The 2,517-nt window shown below is 70.9% G+C and carries 3 protein-coding genes and 1 pseudogene; 2 read left to right on the forward strand and 2 right to left on the reverse strand.

What is annotated here, in order from left to right; translation table 11 throughout:
* A pseudogene (locus FVW20_RS12360) lies at window positions 1-456 on the reverse strand (hypothetical protein); the annotation flags it as partial.
* Between the two features lie 342 nt (window positions 457-798).
* Between FVW20_RS12360 and FVW20_RS12365 the strand changes: the two are divergent.
* Both FVW20_RS12365 and FVW20_RS12370 read left to right on the forward strand, forming a co-directional pair.
* Complete coding sequence (locus tag FVW20_RS12365; protein WP_196609852.1) at window positions 799-1,266, forward strand: EVE domain-containing protein; 468 nt, start codon at window positions 799-801, stop codon at window positions 1,264-1,266.
* Between the two features lie 95 nt (window positions 1,267-1,361).
* Window positions 1,362-1,583 (forward strand): SlyX family protein, encoded by a 222-nt coding sequence (locus tag FVW20_RS12370; RefSeq protein WP_167125078.1) that lies wholly within the window; start codon window positions 1,362-1,364, stop codon window positions 1,581-1,583.
* A 169-nt stretch (window positions 1,584-1,752) separates the two neighbouring features.
* Here the strand turns inward: FVW20_RS12370 and FVW20_RS12375 are convergent, their stop codons facing one another.
* Window positions 1,753-2,316, reverse strand: a complete 564-nt coding sequence (locus FVW20_RS12375; RefSeq protein WP_196609853.1) for a VanZ family protein — start codon at window positions 2,314-2,316, stop codon at window positions 1,753-1,755.
* Window positions 2,317-2,517: the final 201 nt, after the last annotated feature.

The raw sequence follows: 2,517 nt of genomic DNA on the forward strand, positions 1-2,517 counted from the left end.
GGCGTCGGCGAAGCGGCGCAGGATGCGCTTGAGCAAGGGCAGGCGGCGCAACGTGGGCTGCCAGCCGGGGCGGCGCGAGATGCCCGCAGGCCCGGCTGGGTCCAGTGGGGCCACGGGTCCGGAAAGGCCTCCCAGATCCGCAAGGTCGTCCATGCACTGGAAGGACGGCCCGGACGGAGCCACGGCGCCCAATGACCGGGGGACGCGGCTGCGGTCCCTTCGACCGGGCACCACCACCAGTTCCGGCGGGCCGCCGTCACGCGGGGGGCGGGAGCCGACCGACCGGGGTACGCCATTGGGGAGATCGGGAGCCGAAGGGGCATCGGGGGCCACAGGACCGGCAGGAGTGGCAGGAGTGGCAGGACCGTCACGCCCGCCCTGACGGGCATGGCCACCATGACGGGCAGGGTTGGCAGCCTCATCCGGCGTCGCGAAGCCGCCGGACAAACCGGACATGCCAGAAGGGCCAGCAGGATCAGAAGGACCAGCAGGACGCGGCGCTCCGCACGGCGCATCACCGCCGGTTCCGCCGCCACGGCGGGTGCGGCGGAAGGGAAGCACCTTGCGGTGGGGTGGCCTGCGCTCCTTCATGGAACCTCCGGGGGTCTTCCGGCGGGTTTTCACCCATAGCGACCACTTACGCCAAAACGCAGCCACCGCCAAGTGCGCGCCGCGCCCCCCCTTCCCCACGGGCGCGGCAGAACACGGCACGGGCGTTACGGGGGCGCGGGCTTTACGGGGGCGCGCGGCGCGGGTATCGTCCGGTGCATCGACCACGCAACCCCGCAAGGAGGCGTCATGCCCCGCCACTGGCTGTTCAAGACCGAGCCCGGCTGCTTCTCCATCGCCCACCTGGCCGCCCTGCCCGGCGCCACCACCAGTTGGGACGGCGTGCGCAACTACCAGGCCCGCAACTTCATGCGCGAGATGCGCATGGGCGACCTTGGGCTGTTCTACCACAGCGTCACCAACCCTTCGGTGGCGGGGGTGGTGGAAATCGTGCGCGAGGCCTACCCCGACCACACCGCGTGGGACCCGGAGGACCGCCACTTCGACCCGGCCTCCACGCCGGACAAGCCGCGCTGGTTCATGGTGGACGTGCGGCTGGTGCGCACCTTTGCCCAGCCGGTATCGCTGGCCCACTTGCGCACCCTGCCGGAACTGGCGGACATGGAGCTCTTGCGCAAGGGCAGCCGCCTTTCGGTGCAGCCGGTAACCCCTCAGGAATACGCGACTGTGCTGCGCCTGGCAGATGCCCCGGCCTGACGTCCCGGCCTGACGCCCCGGCCCGGCACCCGCATGACCGAAAACGGTTGCGCACCGGGCATGGACCACCTAACGCCACATCACGGATACACGCCATGACCAAGGAACTGGAAGACCGCCTGACCCGGCTGGAAGAAACCGTCTATTTTCAGGAACAGACCCTGCGCGAACTGAACGACGCGCTGGTGCGCCAGCAGGCCCAACTGGACGAGGCGGAACGGCTGCTGGAGGCCACGCGCGAACGGCTGCGCCTGCTGACAAGGGCCATGGAAGACGACGGCGGCGAGGACACCGGCCCGCCCCCACACTATCTGTAGGACACGCCGCGCCACTGGCGGCGTTACGCGCAACTGGCGCATTTCGCATCACCGGCGGTCGGGGCAACCCGTCCGCCGGTTTTCGTTGCGGGCCGGGTTCCCGAAAGGCTGTCCGAAAGAACATCCCTCCGGACGGCCCGAGCGCCCATCCCGCCGGATCGGCTTCGCGCTATCTACCCGAAGTCCGTGCCGCGCCGACATCCGTGGTGGTTGGGGAAGCGGTGGGAGCTGTCGAGGCTGTGGAATCCGCTTCCCGCCCGGACGCGGCATCACCGGCAATCTCACCATGCCAGCGGGCCAGATGCCGCGCCAGCACCCCGGCCAGCAGCACGCCCAGCCAGGCACCCGCCGTGTTGGCGGCCACGTCTCCCGCAGAGGCCATCCTGCCGGGCAGGAAGGCCTGCGCGCACTCCATGGCCACGCCCAGCAGGGCCATGGACCACGCCGCCCGGCGCGCCATGCGGGACAGGGTGGGCGCAGGCGGGTTGCCCCACAGCGCCCCCGCCGCCAGCACCGCCAGCACCAGATAGGCCAGCGCGTGCCACACCTTGTCGATGTTCGGCACGTCCAGCAGCATGTCCGGCTGGGGTATCAGCGAATGGTACATCACCACGGCCACGGCCAGCGCCCACGCGCAGCGGGTGCAGGCCAGCCGCCACGGATGCCCGGCCAGCAGGGCCAGCAGCGCCCGTGGGTGCAGGTAACGCGGGGCGCCGTTCACGAGAGGAGACATGAGAAATCCTGCACGAAACGGCGACCATAGCGCCGGTGAAAACTCCGCCGACCAAGGACCGGGGCATCAGGGGCAGGCGCACCGCACCGCCGTCAACACAGCCGTCAGCCGCCGCCGGAACCTGTCGTGCGGGGCGGGGCATCTCGTCCGCCCCTGTCCGCAGGATCGCCGCCCGCATCGCCCGGCGAGGCGCACGGCCCG

Origin of the sequence: Nitratidesulfovibrio oxamicus (genome assembly GCF_015731765.1) — a bacterium.
In the GTDB taxonomy this organism is placed as follows: Bacteria; Desulfobacterota; Desulfovibrionia; order Desulfovibrionales; family Desulfovibrionaceae; genus Cupidesulfovibrio; species Cupidesulfovibrio oxamicus.